Genomic DNA, 16,341 nt, shown 5'->3' with positions numbered 1-16,341 from the left:
CAATTTATAAGGGGAAAGGAGGATTATCATGGAGAAAACACCAATAGGAAAAAAGATTGTTGTCCATGCCATCTTAATACTAGGATCTATCATCATGATATTTCCATTTTTATGGATGATTTTGACAGCATTAAAAACTAAACCAGAAGCAATTGCTGTGCCGCCAACTGTATTTCCAGCAATACCACAATGGCAAAATTTTGTTGAGATTTTTGAAGTATTAGACTTTGGCAAGTTTTATTTTAATACGTTTGTTTCGACTGCTGTTATTACGGTTGGACAAATTTTCTTTTGTTCAATGGCTGCGTATGCATTTGCTAAATTAGATTTTCCATTTAAAAACACTTTATTTATTTTGATATTGTCTGTATTGATGGTGCCGGGACAAGTTTTTTTGATACCACAATATTTGATTGTTCAAAAGTTAGGATTGCTAGATAGCATACCTGCTTTATTCTTACCAGGATTATTCTCAGCTTTTGGGACTTTCTTATTACGTCAGTTTTTTATGACAATACCTGATGAATTGGAGGAAGCAGCGATTTTAGATGGCGCTTCGAGAATAAAAATATTTTTCACAGTAATTTTACCACTTTCTAAATCTGCGTTGATATCTCTTTCTATATTTGCAATATTATATGGGTGGAATTCGTTACTATGGCCATTAATTGTTAACACATCTAATGATAAGATGACATTGTCAGCAGGGTTAGCACAACTTAGTGGTCAGCATGCTACTAACTTTCCTTTGATGATGGCCGGATCATTTTTAGCAATCATTCCGCTATTAATGATTTATCTTATTTTCCAAAAACAATTTATTGAGGGGATTGCTTTGAGTGGATCGAAAGGATAGTTAATAGTCGATTTAAGAATATTGACAATTCATTAATAGAGATAATTATGGAGAATTTATGTAAACTATAGAAAATTAAACAAATATATTAAACGTAAAATGGCATCGTCCTACTTGTAGCCAATAGAGGATGATGCCATTTTATAAAAAATAGCTTAAATTTATAAACTATAACTGTTTGATTTCTATTTTAAATTGATAGTATTATGAGATATTAATAAGATTGACACAACACGTTTTTAAACTCAAATAAAGGAGCATGGCGATGCAATTAGGAATAAATAACTGGTCACTTCCTAGTGGTCTTTCATTAGAAGAAACATTCCGAATGGTCAAGCAAGCTGGCTTTGATACGATAGAGTTGAATATGTCAGAATTTAATGATAGTGATAGCAATAGTTTTGGCATTGCAACAGAGAACAGTCAATTTCTAACAACTCTGACAACTTCAGAAGGATTAATTAAAATTAAAGAAATATCTGAAATGTATGATTTGCCGATTTCAAGTATTACTACAGATCTACATTGGAAATACCGCTTAAATGATGAAAATCCAACAGTCAGAGAGCAAGGAAAAGAAGTAGCCAAAAGAATGATAGATGCTTGTCATATTTTAGGAGGCGATACAGTTTTAATAGTTCCAGGTGTTATAAAGACAGAGGATAGTTATGAAGAAGCTTATCGATTAGCGCAACAAACACTTAAGGAATTGAGTTTCTATGCGGAAAAGGTAAATATTTATTTAGGAGTCGAAAATGTTTGGAACCGCTTTTTACTAACACCTTTAGAAATGAAACGTTTTATCGATGAAATCAATCATCCGTTCATAAAGGTCTATCTTGACATTGGGAATATATTACAGTTTGGCTATCCACATCAATGGATTGAAACTCTCGGATCACGAATTGTAAAAGTGCACGTTAAAGATTATAAATTGTCCGCAGGCAATGCTACTGGATTTACCAAATTATTAGCGGGAGATGTTAACTGGATAGAAGTGATAGAAGGATTAAAGGGTGTTCATTATACGGGGCCGCTAACTGCTGAACTTACTCCCTACCGTTATTATCCTGAACAACTGGTAAATGATACAGCAAAGGCATTAAAATTGATGCTTGATAATTAAGCTTTTAATGAAAAGAAAATAGAAAGATGGCGAAAGAGCTCAAAATGAGCTCTTTTTTTACACATTTTCTTTTACTTTTTCCCTTTTTAAGTTATAATAACTTTCTTAAAATATACATTTTATGAAAAGGGAGAATGATATGACAAATAGAATGAAAGTAATTCTGTCGCTTTTGTTAATTATTTTGTATTTTCAGCCAAACTTAAAAATAGTGGCTACTAGTAACGATTTGAAAATAGAAACGACGAAGCCATCAGAGTCTATTGAAGTTGAAAGTGATGTCGAAGCTGAAGCTAATGAAACTCAAGAGAATAATAACACTGAAAATGTTTTAACAATAGAGAGTGAAAATACTTTAGGTATCGTCGAAAAAATATTGGAAGAGAATGTCTCTCCTGCTTTAACAAACCCTAAAACGGATGCGATTCAAATGGTTACAACCTGGGGGGATTTTGTCAAGGCGGTTAGAAATGAAGAAGTTAGAGTCATTAAATTAACACAAGACGTGATAAATCCACAGTTGACAGCGCCTAATCTATCATCATATCAACGGAAAACATCGCTAGAGATAGATGGTGGAGGACATCGTTTAGATTTTCAAACGTCATCTATTTATTTAGGACGTCCTGATAGCGAACGAGAATTTTTCATGCATGATATTACCCTGGCTCAGCGATATGCAGGAGCAGAGAGTGAGGATATTGTAGGTACGCGACTTAACTATGCTGCTAGTAGAAAATGGCGATTTCGCTTTGGAAATGTAACCACGGAACCGTCTGTGCAACGGTTGGCGAGAGCAACACAAGCATCAGTTAGTGTCTATGGTAATATGCATATTGACACTCGTGCCGAAAACTTTTATTTAGGTGATTTTGAGATGGAAGAGGGGACTCATTATTTTGGTAATGTAAATTACTATGATTTCTCTATATTTTGGTACGATGTCGTACCACCTGCACAATCAACTGGGAATCGGCAAGGCTTTCGAATTGGTAAAAATTGTGAAGTAAATCTAAGCCAAACGCAACGCTTAGGAAGTACTTATCCAGCAATTTATTCCCACTTTAAAGAAATCACAGTTGGAGAAGCAAGTTTTTTAAACATTAGGATGCCTGGAAATGCAGTTCGTTTTAATGACGACGGTTCGTCAATGTCAGTGAAAGCAAATGCTTCAGTTGTTTTAACAACAGAAAGTGGCAATAAATCAGTGATAGCATTTAGTGCCAATAAAGCTAAATATCAGTCGGATATGGGAGCCTCGTTGACGATTGTGAGCAACACGTCTCAGCCGCTAGTAGAGTTACATTCTGATGCTGTTGGTGGAGGACATGTTGCTAGAAAAAACAATGAATTTATTTTAGACAATCCACAACACTTTGATCTTCGTAATCTCAATAGTAAAGGAACCGCAATGAATGTCGGGAGCAAGAAAGATAATTGTTTCATTCGGTTAACGGAAACAGATGTTGAATTATGGAATAAAGGCCAAGAAATTTTACAGCCTTCGACTATTAGCTTTAATGAGGTTGATTATTTTAATGTTTCTGATAATAATACGAGCAATGCAGAAACAAGCGAGGAAGGTTTAAAAAAACTCAATCTTGACGACTATCAAAGAATTGCCGCGATGAATGAGCCGCCTCGATTAGTCAAACAAGTGATAACTGACGCTGATAGTGAATTGGGGATAAAAGTGGAAATTGGTAATGTCGTTGATAATAACGGCTATAATCGTTACGGTCAAGCGCATTTTATACCTGTCTACGCTTCGGAAAATCAAGTTCTTGCACATGTTACGATTAATGAAGCAGACACCAAGACAGTGAAAACTAATCAATATGGGGAAATATTTTTACCTAAAAACACAATTTTGTATGAAAAAGATACGGTTTATGATATTGTGTTACAGAAAGCTAATCGCTATTCGTCAAGTTATCGTCAAAGCATTCTTGATGTTACCCCACCAGCGCCTGTGACAATTGAAGGTGGGTTGAGGCAACCGTTGACACGTGATATTTTAAGTGGAAAAGGGGAACCTTTTACAAAAGTTTTTTTATACCAAAATAAAATTTTACAACCATTTGAAACGACTGTCTCTGCTGAGGGCGATTGGTCATTAAATATTCAATCTTTAGAACGACATTCTGGAGATTTACTCCAAATAGTACTCGAAGATACAAGTTGTGACGCAGAAGCACTATTAGAAAAACCAAGTACTTATACAGGGAGTGGTAATCGAACACCACTAGAAAATGTTGATTTTCATGACGCTACTTTTAAAAAGGCGACGAGTGTACTAGTGACTGGCGAACTTAAACTCTCTCAAGTGCCTAGCCAAATAGACTTTGGTAAGGTTTTAATCTCAAATCAGACGCAAAAGTTAGTCCCTAGAGTTGACCGAGATTTGATTGTTGAAGATACTCGAGGTCCTAATGGAGGTGGTTGGTCTTTGAAACTGCGTTTACTGAAACCAATGACCAATGAAAGTGGTCGTTTATTAAATAATGTGATGATATATAAACACGGTGAGAATTACTCACAAATAAGCGATGAGGCGCAAGTGGTCGAAGTAGTTGATACTTCGTCCGAACAGACGAATGTTTCGAAAAATTGGAATGAAAAAGCTGGGTTACAAATATGGATAACACCAGAAAAACAGCTAGCAGGTCAATACAAGAGTGTGTTATCATGGTCTTTAGAAAATATTCCTGCTAATGAAGTTAAATGATAGGAGAAGAAGTATGAATAACGGAAATAGAAAGCGACGAAAATTAAAATGTTCAGTAAAATTATTTATAGTATCAGTGTTACTCGTTATTAGTGTAGGAATGCTGATAAAAGAACAAAAGCAAAATCAAGCGTTAGCGCAAAAAGTGGGAGCGATAACGGAAGCTAACGCCAAAAAGAAAACTCAGATTGAGACATTGAAATTTGAACGTGATTTTCCGCAGCAGTCGTATGCTCAAAAAACGAATGAACAATTAGAAAAGGAACAACAATCACCGTATTTAATCCTTCAAACCGATGAACGTTATCGTGATTTACATTATGGAGGAGGTTTGCGAGATACGTTAGATATTAACGGGTGCGCGATTGCGTCTTTAACAATCGTAGATTCAATTTTAAAAGAAGCTTTGACTGAACCAACGGTGGTGTTGGACTGGGCTAAGGATGACTATTTTACTGACGGAGGCACTTCATGGGCCATTTTCCCTGCTTTTGCTAAAGAGTTTGATTATGAATTTGAAGATTTAGGAGACAATATTGAAAATGCTTTGAGATACCTTGATGCAGGTAATCCCGTTGTTGTATCAGCTAAACCTGGATACTTTACGACGGTTGGTCACATTATGGTGTTAACTGATTACACTGATGGAGGGATTCGCCTGTTAGATCCAAATGATAACCTTCGTAAACAACATTCTTTAACTGCTTATCCTGTGGATGAAGTGAAAGGTGAGTTTATGCATTATTGGGGCTTCAAAAAACCTTAGTAGTTTGTGAAATATATAGGTCAAAGATACATGGAAACATGTGTCTTTTTTTATAGAATTTTATTTGATTTAATTTTATATAAAGCATACACTATTAGTTGAGAGAGGGGTAGAGAGATGAAACGCTTAGTTGCTATTGTAGGAACGAATTCAGACTTTTCGACAAATCGTCTATTGCTAAAATTTATGCACAAACATTTTGCCGATAAAGCTCAAATTGAAGTGGTGGAAATAAAAGATTTACCATTATTTAATAAACCAGCTGACTTTGTATTACCAGATGTTGTTAAAGAGTTAGCAGAAAAAGTTGAACAGGCAGATGGAATTATTATCAGTAGTCCAGAATATGACCATTCAGTACCGGCTGTACTTATTAACGCCTTAAACTGGCTTTCATACGGCATCTATCCATTTGTTGATAAGCCAGTGATGTTAACTGGTGCGTCCTATGGGACATTAGGGTCATCTCGTGCTCAATGGCACTTACGTCAAATATTAGATGCCCCTGAGTTAAAAGCACGTATTATGCCTAGCTCGGAGTTTTTAGTGAGTCATTCGCTTCAAGCGTTTGATGATGAAGGGTGCTTAAAAAATGCTCAACAAATTGAATCATTAGAAGCTATTTTTGATGATTTTTTAGTCTTTATTTCCTTAATAGAGCCATTAAAAAAAGCACGAAAAATGAATCAAGGCCATGCCCAAGCGTTTTCTTGGGAAGAACAGGAGCGAGGTGAGTAAGATGAAACTAGTTGGGATAGTCGGTTCAAATGCGAGTTTGTCGTACAATCGTCGTTTATTACAATATATTGAGGAAAATTATTCTGATAAATTTGACTTAACGTTGATTGAAATAGATCAAGTGCCGCTTTTTAATCAAAGTGCTGATCAAACTAACTCTGAGGTGATACAGTCAATTCATCGTCATATCGAACAGGCAGATGGTGTTATTATTGCTACGCCTGAGCATAATCATACGATTCCAGCTGCTCTTAAAAGTTTGCTTGAATGGTTATCATTTAAAATTCATCCATTGGAAAATAAACCAGTGTTGATTGTAGGGGCATCCTACTATGCACAAGGCTCATCGCGAGCTCAGTTACATTTACGCCAAATTTTAAATGCACCGGGTTTACATGCGATGGTAATGCCAGGACATGAATTTTTGTTAGGTAATGTCAAAGAAGCTTTTGATGAACATGGTCAATTAAAAGATGAGAAAACCAAAGCGTTGCTCACACAAACCTTAGAAAAGTTTCAGCGTTTTGTCCGTTTGGTAACGGCGATAGAAAAAGCTTAATTGCAATAAAATAAAAAACAGAGTGAATAAAAAATTCACTCTGTTTTTATATGTTTAAGAAAAACCAAACCAACCTATCGGGAAGAGTCCGAGTTGTGAGACAACTGTAATCTGATGCTCTTTTACGCCTAGCTCCTCCATGATGGTGGCTTTGATATCATCTTCCGAATAGTGACTTTGTAGTTGATAATAAAATGTATTGCCTTTTTTGTTGGCTGTGATAAACCGCCACTTGCCTAGAAAAGAGAAAGCATCGATATTAGGTTGCTGAGAGAGATTACGTAAGACAATAGTCCGAGTAGGTGCCCAATCTTCATTAAACACACCGGATTGTTTTTCTAAAAAAGTGATTTTTTTCTTCGTTTGATAGCGTGTGATAATAGATAAAATCCAAATGATGAATAACGCGATAAGCGGAAGTTGAACCACGAAAAAAGGCAGACTTATTTTTTGGGTTTCGGACAGTGTAAGTAAGAGCGTCCAGACTAACATGAATGTGATAATCATTATATTTTTAAAGTTAAGCACATCACTAGCGAATTGTTTTAAAAAGTCTAACTCTGTCTTCGTATGTTCATTAAGCTCAATCGTATTTGGAGAATGAGTACCATAGAGATAAATCACGGTAGCTTGATAGAATGGTATTTTACGTGCGACAAAATGTTTATACTCGTGACTGAGTACCTTATTTTCTTCTGATGTCAATGATGTCGAGAGGAAATCAATCGATAGATTATCGGCGAAAGTGGAAGTATCTTGGGATTGAAAATAATAGCGCAAGCCTTTTACACCTGTGAGCATCCAACCTTTCGCATTCATTTTAGCGATATATCTTCGTTCTTTCCAACTACCTGGAATAAAAATTCTTATTTTTTTCATCATGGATTCTCCTTTGTCATGTTATATAGGAGTTCAATAAACTTGTCTTGTTTTTCTAATAACGCTTTGCCACGTTCTGTTAAAACGTATTGTTTACGTGCGCCTTCTTCGGAAACTAATTGGATGTAGTCACGTTCGAGAAAATCGGCAATAGTTCGATACATTGTAGCGGGCCCTACAGTCAACTGACCGGCTGTTGCGCTCTCGATATATTGCATCATCTGATAACCGTGAGCTGGCTTTTGTAAGCTGTGTAGGATTAAATATCCTGAGTAATTAAGTGGAATAGTGAGATCTTTTTTATCTGCCATTATGTCACTTCTTTCATAACTAATTCTAGTATGTATAAACTATTGTATATCCATATTGGCTATATTACAAGTGGATACATTTTAATTTGATGAGAAAATAGAGATTGACACCGTTTTCAGTTTGTTGTATATTATAGTCGATGATCATCAAAACTAATGTGTAACTATTTAATTAGGCACTACTTAGTAAAGCGAGAAGTCGTTTTATAAAGTAGTGCCTATTTTTTATTATGAGAAAGGATGAATGAAATGAAAAAGTGGAAAACGTTATTAGTTTTAGTGACTTCTGTATTAGTTTTAGGAGGTTGCCAAAAAGTAACACCAAAAGAAGAAGCGAAAGACGATAAAAAGGAAGAGACGGTTCTTTATGTAACACGACATGGGAAAACAATTTTTAATGAGATGAAAAAAGTTCAAGGTTGGAGTGACACGCCACTGACAGAGCCAGGCATCGAGGTAGCCAAAGAACTTGGTAAAGGGTTGAAAGACGAAGGATTAACTTTTGATTATGTTTATTCAAGTGATGCTGGTCGTGCAAGGGAAACAGCGCAACTTGTATTAGAAGAATTGGGACAAAAAGATACTGTAATAAATGAATCACGTGATTTAAGAGAAATGTTTTTTGGTAAGTTTGAAGGTGACTTAGATGAGGTCATGTGGGGACAAGCTGCACAAACTCTAGGGTATAAAGATGAAGCAGATGTAAAAGAGAATTTAAAAGTGTTAGGTTTAGAAAAAATTACGGATGCGATGGCGGAAAATGACGAAACAGGTCAATTTGAAACTTATGCTGAATTACGTGAACGTGTTCAAGGTCAATTGACAGACATAGCGAAAGAAGTAGAGGAAAAGGGTGGAGGAAATATTCTAGTTGTGTCTCATGGTATGGCTATTAGTGCGTTTCTATCTGATCTGACAGATGAAGATACAGACCGTCCTTTACCAAATGCAAGTGTTTCTAAAGTCATTTACAAAGATGGTTCATTTGATGTACAATCTATCGGAGACACATCTTATATTGAGTAAAACGAAAGAAGTGTTTGACATCGCTTTCTTTATGTGTTAAGATGAAATCAAATAGAAGGAGTGTAACTGACTCGATCAGGCACCACCAATCCAATTAGTACGTGAGATACTTTGGTTTGGTGTTTTTTTTTGCTAAAATGAGAGGTGATGGCTATTTATACCATTGTAAAATCCCTTAATAATAATTTAGTTTTAGCGACAGATCAACATGATGAAGAATTAGTATTATTTGGAAAAGGGATTGGTTTTAAAAAGAAAAAAGGTGATGAACTCAGTGACGCTAACATCACAAAGATTTTCAGATCTAAAGAATTCAACCATACGACACCGTCAATGATAGCAGACATATCACCAGAAGTTTTAACACTGACAGAAACGATTGTTGATATGGTAGAAACAGAGCTGAAAAAAGATTTAAATGCGACACTTCTTTTTTCATTAGCAGATCATATACAGGCTGCTGTTGAACGACTCGATCATGACCAGTTGTTAGATGAAAACACGTTGCAGTGGGAGATTCCCTTTCTGTACTATCAAGAATATCAGATGGGGCTTAAGGCATTAGCAGTAATTAATCAAACACTGAATGTTAATTTACCAAAGAGTGAGGCTTCTTTTATCGCGTTACATTTTGTGAATGCACAAAATGATTTTGATTCGATGAATGAAACAATGATGATTGCTCAGATTACTAAAAGTATCGTGCGTACGATTCAGTCATTATTTGATATTTCATTAAACAAGGAAAGTATCTCATATTCACGTTTCGTCACACATATACGTTACTTTATGAATCGACAATTTCATCAACAACAGTTACCTATTAGTCAAAATGAAACATTATATGAAATTATTCAATCACAATATCCAAAAAGCTATGCCTGTGGTCTTATGATTAGAGAAATGTTGAAAAAAGAGTATCACATTGATGTGAGTGATGATGAGATGATTTACCTCATTATTCATATCGAAAGAGTGGTAGAAGAAACACAACAAACCCCAATTAAAACAGTAAAATAAAAATCGCAAAAGGCGTGCAACGAAAGGCATTAACCTAAGCGAAAGTTAAAGATGAGTTCGTATACCATCGGAGACTTTTGCTTAGGTTATTTTTTTCAGATAAAGGAGGAAAACATGAATCATCAAGAATTAGCTCAGACGATTATTGATAAAATGGGTGGAAAAAGCAATATTAGCCAATGTTGGCATTGTATTACAAGACTGCGCTTTAATGTGAAAGATGACAATAAAATAAAATTAGATGAAATCAAGGCACTAGAAGGTGTTATCGGCGCACAATTTCAAAGTGGGCAGTTTCAGGTCATTATCGGTAATGAGGTTGCCAATGTCTACGAAGAAATTCACCACATAATAGGAGATGGCGCTGATAATGATAGTCAGTCTTCAGGTAAAAAGGGAAATATACTAGACAGAATATTTGATGTGATATCGGGTATTTTTAATCCGATATTAGCTGCCATCACAGGAAGTGGTTTACTAAAAGGGTTAATGACTATTTTAGTTGCGACTAACTTATTATCTGATCAAAGTTCAACATATGCTGTACTAGATGCTATTTCAAATGCTGCGTTTCATTTCTTACCGTTTCTCATAGCATTCTCTGCGGCAAATAAGTTTCGGGCAAATCAATCTTTAGCCGTTGCATTAGCAGGTATTTTAATGTATCCAACCTTTTTGGAAAATGCAGCATCTGGTGAGATTGCTAGTCTGAAGTTCATTGGTCTCACGATCCCAATGAATAATTACGCTTCGTCAGTTATTCCGATTATTTTAGGCGTTTGGTTATTAAGCTATGTAGAGAAGTACATGAAGAAATGGGTGCCAAGCTCACTGTCAATTATTTTTGTTCCAATGTTATCATTACTGATCACTGCACCGATTTTACTAGCATTTATTGCACCATTAGGCACAACGATTGGCTCTTATTTAGAACGTTTCTTTACGACACTATTTGATGTTGCTGGACCATTAGCAGGTGCTTTGATGGGTGGCTTAATGCCACTGATTGTCATTACTGGTATGCATTATGCCTTTTTCCCAGGAACATTTGCAAGTTTTGAAAAATTTGGCTATGATATTATGTTACTACCAATGAACTTAGTGGCAAACTTAGCGCAAGCGGGAGCTACTTTAGGCGTGTTTATCAAAACGAAAGATAGCAAGATGAAACAATTAGCCTTTTCATCTTTTATCCCAGCTGTGTTTGGAATTACCGAGCCAGCTATCTACGGGGTAACGATGAAACTAAAAAAACCTTTCTATGCCAGTATGATGGGAGGCGCTGTAGGGGGCGCGATATTTGGAGCCTTCACAGTTAAAGCGATGAGCTTTACCGTCCCTGGAGTGCTAGCAATTCCTACGTACCTGGATAGTCAATCAAACAACTTATTGTTTGCACTGATGGGAGTGGGCGCTAGTTTTGCTATCGGTCTAGTGATGACCCTTGTATTAAAATTTGATACGGGTGCCTCTGAGCCTAATGAAAAAGAGACGAAAACCGTCGTAGAAATTCAAGATAAAGAGGGACCTATCTCGATAGTTTCACCTTTAAAAGGGGAAGTCGTCTCATTAGAAGAGTGTCCAGATGAAACCTTTGCTTCAGGTATTGTAGGAAAAGGTATCGGTATCTATCCAACAGAAGGCTTAGTAAAAGCTCCATTTAACGGAACGGTTACGATGACAACGCCTACTAATCATGCAATAGGTATCCTATCTGACGAAGGTGTGGAGCTATTAATCCATGTTGGATTGGACACTGTAGATTTGAAAGGTAAGGGCTTTGAACGTCTTGTGGAAGAGGGAGCAGCAATTAAACAAGGCGATTCACTGTTAACCTTTGATATCGCGTTTCTAAAAGCGCAAAATATTAACTTATTTTCACCTGTCGTCGTGACAAACACACCTAATTTTTTAGATGTAGTCCCTACGACAACTAATAAAACAGCGATTAACGCAATCAATCAAGAAATTTTGGTTGCGATTAAATAAATAGGAGGAATATAGAATGAAAGAATTACAAACAGGATTTCCAAAGGACTTTTTATGGGGGGGCGCAACAGCAGCCAATCAGATTGAAGGCGCATATAACTTAGGTGGGAAAGGTATGTCTACTTCTGACTATGCGGCATATAAAGATCCATATGCTTCAGGAAAAGTTGATAACTTTACGTTTAACGTTTCCTCAAAAGAGTTAGAAGAATATAAAGCAAATCCAGATAAATATCTGTTTCCAAAACGTTGGGGAATTGATTTTTACCATCGTTATAAAGAAGACATCGCATTATTTGCAGAGATGGGCTTTAAGACATTCCGACTTTCTATTTCTTGGGCGCGTATTTTCCCAACAGGGTTAGAAGATGAGCCAAATGAAGAAGGGTTAGCATTTTATGACAAAGTTTTTGATGAGTGCGCGAAATATGGTATTGAGCCATTGGTGACTATGTCACATTATGAGATGCCTATTACATTAACAGAAAAATATAACGGATGGGCAAGTCGTGAATTAGTTCCACTTTTTGAAAAATATGCGCGTGTTCTATTCGAACGCTATAAATCAAAAGTAAAATACTGGATCACGTTTAATGAGATGAACATGAACTTAAACTCGTTATATACAGGAGCGGGTGTTTTAGAAGACTTGATTAAACCAGAAGATAAGTTACAAGTTACGTATCAAGCTTCACATCATCAGTTCTTAGCAAGTGCTTTAGCAGTGAAAGCGGCACGCGAAATTATGCCAGACGCTAAGATTGGATGTATGATTAACCAAATTGAGTCTTATGCTCGTACAACAAAACCAGAAGACCAATTACAAGCGCTAAAATCAAATCAGCTAAACATGTTCTATCCAGATGTTCAAGCGCGTGGTGAGTATCCAACCTATATGGTGCGTTATTTCCATGATAATGGGATTAAATTAGAGATGGAACCAGAAGATGCTCAAATCTTAAAAGAAGGAACAATTGATTATGTTGCGATTAGTTACTATATGTCACACGTAACAGAAGCACGTGAGGATGCAGATAAGTTAGCAGGATCATTTGACAGTCCGATTAAAAATGAGCACCTAGAATTATCACAGTGGGATTGGCCAATTGACCCAATCGGTTTACGCATTTCATTAATGAAATTATATGATCGTTATGAGCTACCATTGTTCGTGTGTGAAAATGGATTAGGAGCTAAGGATGAATTAACAGAAGAGGGTCGCGTTCATGATGACTATCGAATCGACTATATTAGACAACACGTTGCTCAAATGAAAGAAGCTATAAAAGATGGTGTTGAATTGATGGGGTATACGACATGGGGTTGTATTGATTTAATCAGTTGTGGTACATCTCAAATGTCTAAACGTTATGGTTTTATCTATGTTGATCAAGATGACAAAGGTGAAGGGACATTAGAACGCTACCGTAAAGATTCGTTTTACTGGTATAAAGATGTCATTGCAAGCAACGGAGAAAAACTGTAAGAATGAGTTTAAGTAGTAAAGTATTATTTCTAAGGTAATAAAATGAAAAGCGATACTTTCGTTATAAAGACGAAAGTATCGCTTTTTTCATGTGTTCGTACAGTTACTAACAAGATGGGAACTTTAGTAGCTTTTAGCAAAAAAGGTGCACTATTTTAATATAAGGTATATTGAATTAACCAACATGATAAAACGCATACAAAAAACGGTTACATTTGATAAAATTAAAACAGTAATAAGAGGAGGCGGTTTCAAAGTGTCGGAAGTTCATGGATTTTATAAGTTTAGTGTTAAATTGTGGGATTTGATTTTAGGTAATTTTTTATTTCTTCTATCAAACATACCAGGTTTAGCATTATTATTTTTTGTTAAAATGAACCAACCTGTTGTAATATTAGCATCAATTTATATAGCACTTTTGTTCGTTTGGCCCGCATTCTCAGCACTGATTTATACCTATAGTAATCGGTATAAACGAGAGAACATTTTTAAATCTTATTGGACTGGTTACAAAAAGAGTGCCAAACAGTCTTTTCAAATGGGCGCTATTATGAATCTCATATTTATTATCCTTTTTTCAGACTATTTATATTTCTCTAAAATATCGGGAATGTTAGGCATTTTGTTTTTAATTGTCATGCTCATTTGCTTAGTCGTAACATTTGCCTATACTGTGATTATTTCAAACTTTAATTTTTCACTATCACAAATATTTCAATTAATAGTAAAGTTTTTTCTTCCATTAAGTAAAACGAGTTTACTAACACTTGGGTTTCTATTTGCTTTTTTATTAATGTACTTAACGGGTGCAAATTTCATATTATTAGTCATGTTTGGTTTTGTAGGAAAAATAGCTGTAAGTTCATCCAAACAAGTAAGACACGATATTTTTAAATATCACACAAATGAAGGGCGAAAAGCAGAAGGGATTGTATAGAAGTGATTGGTGTAATAGCAAAAGAAGAAAATGATGTGACAAAAGTTTTATCTCAAAATTTTATAGAGTATCAAATAATAAATCCGGCGTTTCAAACGTTAGAAGATTATTCTAGCTTAGTCATACTAGGTGGAACATATGAAGCCCCTCTATCCTTTGATTCTTATCAACGTTCTCAAATTGAAACATTTATCGAAAGTGGAAAGAAAGTTTGGGCAGAGTTTGTAAGCGGTATTAATACTGTCACCATGGAAGATGTTACGAATTCTCGATTCGAAAGATTAGTCTATCTAGGGAAAGATATTGAGGGGTTGAAGGCTGGAGAAATAATGGATGATCAAGCGACCTTAAGAGTGGTACCTTTTCAAGAAGTTAAAAGAGAAAGAACTCCTTTTCTTGCTTTTTCTACTGAACATGTTCATAGCGCTGTTCCAGATGATACGTTAAAAGAGAAGAAACCGTTAAGTCAATATGCTGGTTTCTTTGAGAGAGAGAATGTGTTATACACTTCAGTTCAGCTAGCTAATTTTCATCGTAATAGGTACACACCTGCTGCACGAGTTCAAGCACTTATAAGCTCGATTTTAGAATGGGTTACCGATCAAGAGATTATCAAAATAGATTTAGAACCGATTTATTCATTTTACCCATTTAATAAAGCGGAGTCGAGACAAGAAAGACAAGAAAAGTTAGTTAAAAGAGCATTGTCTTGGTTTGAACATTCAGGCACTTTAATAAGAGATGGAGCTGGTGGGGTATATGAAGGGTTTGCCACAGAAATAAATCATTTAGGAATTCAAAAGCGAGCAGAAACAATTCGAGCAGATTGTATGGGGGAAGCTGCCTTACTATACGACTTAGCTAGTGTTTATTTTAAGGACGATTATTTTTTAGAAGTAAGTAAACAGCTTCAAGATAAGTTGAAGAAAGAGTTTATTATAACTAGTGGAAAGATGAAAGGATTCGTTCGTTGGTCTAATGTTTCTTATCAAAGTAGTTATGGGGATGATGCCGCGAGAATGGTGATTCCATTAATGCTATCTGATGTTTTACATGAGTCACAAGATAACCGAAGTGAGGCTCAATCCATTTTGACTCACTTGGTAGAAACAACCGGGCCTACGGGATTAAGAAAAGGTAGAGTCGAATTGGAGGATTTGTATGATTCAGAGCATGTTGAGTATTTACAAACCTTTAATGAGGAATTTGTAAGTGTTCACTATAATGCTTATTATCATGCTGCTTTACTGTTAGGATACTATCTGTACGGAGATGAAGAATATTTAAACACCGCTGAAAAAGGGCTGCGAACACTCATGCAAGCATATCCTGAAACGCTACGTGAACAAAGTCAAACTCAGGAAGAGGCGCGCTTTATTTTTCCATTAGCTATGGCTTACTTTGTAACAAAAAATGAGCAGTACAAACGGTTTTTAGAGAAAATTATGACAAGTTTAGAAAAAAGAAAGACCGATGTAGGATGTTATTTAGAATGGGATGAAGGATATCTCGCTGTTATGCGGAATACTGAAGGAGATGGTGAGTGTTCGTTATTGTCACATAATGGTGATACGATTGCCGACTTGTTGTATACGAATAACTGGTTACCACTTGCGTTTTCTTTCGCTTATCTAGTTACAAAGGAAACAAGTTATGAAGATAAGTTTAATCTCATTACGGACTTTTTCTACAGGAGTCAAATGAAGTCGAATGATAAAAAATTAGATGGAGCATGGGCGAGAGGGTTTGATCCTGAATTGTTTGAATATTTTGGTTCACCAGCTGATAAAGGTTGGGGCCCATACTGTATCGAATCCGGTTGGACAGTGGCTCAAATAGGTGCGGGTACTTTGTTTGGCTTAATGTTAGAAGAGTTTGAAGAAAAAATAAAGAATGCGAAATGGCAAGGAGAATAAAGGT

The 16,341-nt window shown here is 35.8% G+C and carries 13 protein-coding genes and 1 pseudogene; 12 read left to right on the top strand and 2 right to left on the bottom strand.

The window, feature by feature from the left end; genetic code table 11:
• Positions 1 to 28 precede the first annotated feature (28 nt).
• The 6 genes and pseudogenes from CBF33_RS04430 to CBF33_RS04405 form a co-directional block, all read left to right on the top strand.
• The gene (locus CBF33_RS04430; protein WP_126761972.1) at positions 29 to 856 is read left to right on the top strand and encodes a carbohydrate ABC transporter permease; all 828 of its coding nucleotides are present in this window, start codon (positions 29 to 31) and stop codon (positions 854 to 856) included.
• Between the two features lie 265 nt (positions 857 to 1,121).
• Complete coding sequence (locus tag CBF33_RS04425; RefSeq protein ID WP_126761970.1) at positions 1,122 to 1,982, top strand: sugar phosphate isomerase/epimerase family protein; 861 nt, start codon at positions 1,122 to 1,124, stop codon at positions 1,980 to 1,982.
• Positions 1,983 to 2,121: 139 nt separating this feature from the next.
• Positions 2,122 to 4,710: a pectate lyase-like adhesive domain-containing protein gene (locus CBF33_RS04420; RefSeq protein ID WP_126761967.1), complete on the top strand. Its 2,589-nt coding sequence runs from the start codon at positions 2,122 to 2,124 to the stop codon at positions 4,708 to 4,710.
• Positions 4,711 to 4,723: 13 nt separating this feature from the next.
• Positions 4,724 to 5,476, top strand: a complete 753-nt coding sequence (locus CBF33_RS04415; protein ID WP_170167749.1) for a C39 family peptidase — start codon at positions 4,724 to 4,726, stop codon at positions 5,474 to 5,476.
• A gap of 117 nt (positions 5,477 to 5,593) precedes the next feature.
• Positions 5,594 to 6,214 carry an NADPH-dependent FMN reductase gene (locus tag CBF33_RS04410; RefSeq protein ID WP_126761963.1) on the top strand — a complete coding sequence of 207 codons (621 nt, stop codon included), beginning with the start codon at positions 5,594 to 5,596 and terminating at the stop codon, positions 6,212 to 6,214.
• A 1-nt stretch (position 6,215) separates the two neighbouring features.
• A pseudogene (locus CBF33_RS04405) lies at positions 6,216 to 6,764 on the top strand (NADPH-dependent FMN reductase); the annotation flags it as partial.
• Positions 6,765 to 6,827: 63 nt separating this feature from the next.
• On the opposite strand, the gene CBF33_RS04400 reads toward CBF33_RS04405, so the two are convergent.
• Both CBF33_RS04400 and CBF33_RS04395 read right to left on the bottom strand, forming a co-directional pair.
• Positions 6,828 to 7,652 (bottom strand): hypothetical protein, encoded by an 825-nt coding sequence (locus tag CBF33_RS04400; protein WP_126761959.1) that lies wholly within the window; start codon positions 7,650 to 7,652, stop codon positions 6,828 to 6,830.
• Complete coding sequence (locus CBF33_RS04395; RefSeq protein ID WP_051352984.1) at positions 7,652 to 7,963, bottom strand: PadR family transcriptional regulator; 312 nt, start codon at positions 7,961 to 7,963, stop codon at positions 7,652 to 7,654. Before CBF33_RS04395 ends, CBF33_RS04400 begins: the two co-directional genes overlap by 1 nt.
• Positions 7,964 to 8,212: 249 nt before the next feature.
• Here CBF33_RS04395 and CBF33_RS04390 point away from each other — a divergent pair, with 249 nt between their 5' ends.
• From CBF33_RS04390 to CBF33_RS04365, 6 genes are all read left to right on the top strand, one after another.
• Entirely contained in the window at positions 8,213 to 8,989 is a 777-nt protein-coding gene (locus CBF33_RS04390) for a histidine phosphatase family protein (RefSeq protein WP_170167748.1), read from the top strand.
• Positions 8,990 to 9,136: 147 nt separating this feature from the next.
• Entirely contained in the window at positions 9,137 to 10,009 is an 873-nt protein-coding gene (locus CBF33_RS04385; protein ID WP_126761955.1) for a PRD domain-containing protein, read from the top strand.
• A 114-nt stretch (positions 10,010 to 10,123) separates the two neighbouring features.
• Complete coding sequence (locus CBF33_RS04380) at positions 10,124 to 11,998, top strand: beta-glucoside-specific PTS transporter subunit IIABC (RefSeq protein ID WP_126761953.1); 1,875 nt, start codon at positions 10,124 to 10,126, stop codon at positions 11,996 to 11,998.
• Between the two features lie 16 nt (positions 11,999 to 12,014).
• Positions 12,015 to 13,484, top strand: coding sequence for a glycoside hydrolase family 1 protein (locus CBF33_RS04375; protein ID WP_126761951.1), 1,470 nt, complete (start codon positions 12,015 to 12,017; stop codon positions 13,482 to 13,484).
• A 256-nt stretch (positions 13,485 to 13,740) separates the two neighbouring features.
• Positions 13,741 to 14,421 carry a DUF624 domain-containing protein gene (locus CBF33_RS04370; protein WP_170167747.1) on the top strand — a complete coding sequence of 227 codons (681 nt, stop codon included), beginning with the start codon at positions 13,741 to 13,743 and terminating at the stop codon, positions 14,419 to 14,421.
• A 2-nt stretch (positions 14,422 to 14,423) separates the two neighbouring features.
• Entirely contained in the window at positions 14,424 to 16,337 is a 1,914-nt protein-coding gene (locus CBF33_RS04365; protein ID WP_126761947.1) for a hypothetical protein, read from the top strand.
• Positions 16,338 to 16,341: the final 4 nt, after the last annotated feature.

It is taken from the genome of Vagococcus lutrae, from assembly GCF_003987555.1.
Classification (GTDB): domain Bacteria; phylum Bacillota; class Bacilli; order Lactobacillales; family Vagococcaceae; genus Vagococcus_A; species Vagococcus_A lutrae.
Note: the sequence above shows the minus strand (reverse complement) of the source record. Positions and strands in the feature narration are given on the sequence as shown.

Coding starts and splice junctions, on each gene's coding strand:
- CBF33_RS04430 (WP_126761972.1), top strand. CDS start 29: ATGGAGAAAACACCAATAGGAAAAAAGATTGTTGTCCATGCCATCTTA.
- CBF33_RS04425 (WP_126761970.1), top strand. CDS start 1,122: ATGCAATTAGGAATAAATAACTGGTCACTTCCTAGTGGTCTTTCATTA.
- CBF33_RS04420 (WP_126761967.1), top strand. CDS start 2,122: ATGACAAATAGAATGAAAGTAATTCTGTCGCTTTTGTTAATTATTTTG.
- CBF33_RS04415 (WP_170167749.1), top strand. CDS start 4,724: ATGAATAACGGAAATAGAAAGCGACGAAAATTAAAATGTTCAGTAAAA.
- CBF33_RS04410 (WP_126761963.1), top strand. CDS start 5,594: ATGAAACGCTTAGTTGCTATTGTAGGAACGAATTCAGACTTTTCGACA.
- CBF33_RS04400 (WP_126761959.1), bottom strand. CDS start 7,652: ATGAAAAAAATAAGAATTTTTATTCCAGGTAGTTGGAAAGAACGAAGA.
- CBF33_RS04395 (WP_051352984.1), bottom strand. CDS start 7,963: ATGGCAGATAAAAAAGATCTCACTATTCCACTTAATTACTCAGGATAT.
- CBF33_RS04390 (WP_170167748.1), top strand. CDS start 8,213: ATGAAAAAGTGGAAAACGTTATTAGTTTTAGTGACTTCTGTATTAGTT.
- CBF33_RS04385 (WP_126761955.1), top strand. CDS start 9,137: ATGGCTATTTATACCATTGTAAAATCCCTTAATAATAATTTAGTTTTA.
- CBF33_RS04380 (WP_126761953.1), top strand. CDS start 10,124: ATGAATCATCAAGAATTAGCTCAGACGATTATTGATAAAATGGGTGGA.
- CBF33_RS04375 (WP_126761951.1), top strand. CDS start 12,015: ATGAAAGAATTACAAACAGGATTTCCAAAGGACTTTTTATGGGGGGGC.